This is a genomic window from Rhizobium sp. J15, from assembly GCF_002531825.1.
Lineage (GTDB): Bacteria > Pseudomonadota > Alphaproteobacteria > Rhizobiales > Rhizobiaceae > Rhizobium.
Window position 1 is genome coordinate 1 of record NZ_NWSX01000107.1, and the last position, 988, is coordinate 988.

The window sequence follows — 988 nt, forward strand, 5'->3', positions numbered from 1 at the left end:
AATATTCCTTGTGCATGGTTTCGGCTGCTTCCGAGATCGCCAGCTTCCACGCAGGCCCGCGATCCCATGCCTCTTCCAGAGCGTAAACCAGTGAAGGTCCATGACCCGTGACCGGCAGGGCGTCGAATAGCATTCCTGCCTGTCTGAGGTCTTTATCCCGTTTGGCCTGGCCGCCGGCGTCATTTTGACGGCGACCGGCAATGATAAGCTTGTGCACCGCGTACCGGCAAGGATCAGGGATAACAACTGAGATACCGGCACCATGTAGCAAGATCGAACGAACGGGATCGCGGATCAGGAAATCCATGAATCTTAGCGGTTCGGCTGACGCACCACCGAGAGCGGGCATGTTGGCGGGTTTGTCCGAATATTCTTCAGCTCCCCTGTTAGTCGTCATGAACTCGACCCTGTAACCGGTTTGATTCCGGAAGGCATGAGATAGAGAGCTGCCGCTGATATGCGGCACGGCGCGGAACGTTGGATCAAGCCCTTTTAGGAGATCGAGGATCGGCGGCAGCGAATCCGCCACCTCGGCGGAGATCGCGAAATCCTGGGCTATGTCTGCATCACCTGTTAGGATCGCCGCCGAGGGCAGACGGATGCCAAGGTATGCCGAGTAGCATTGAAAAGCGACGGTGCCGATAAGAACACCGCGCAGCCGGAAGAGACCGGCCTTGGCAAGCGCCTGCACTATCTCGCCGGTAAAGTGATCAGCGGCAATCAAACCGGCTTCGCGCGTTAGCGTGGAAACGAACTTGCGGCGAGCCTTATAATCTGACTTCTCACCCTTGAAGGTTTCGACCCGTTCCGAAATCAAGGGATCGTCGGCAGGTCCGACATACCGGCGCTTCTGCCCACCCCCACCATCTGGTTGGTCGAAATACCAATAACGCCGACCATCGACTGCCACCGGCACGAATCTACCCGATGGGGGAAAATCTTCCGCCCAATCATCGTCAAATGCCCGCTGCTGGAGTTCCGCAACCAT

The 988-nt window shown here is 57.3% G+C and carries 1 protein-coding gene; it reads right to left on the bottom strand.

From position 1 onward, the window contains the following. Positions 1 to 988: GSU2403 family nucleotidyltransferase fold protein (locus tag CO670_RS32345; protein ID WP_097594073.1), on the bottom strand; the 988-nt coding region annotated here is incomplete at both ends.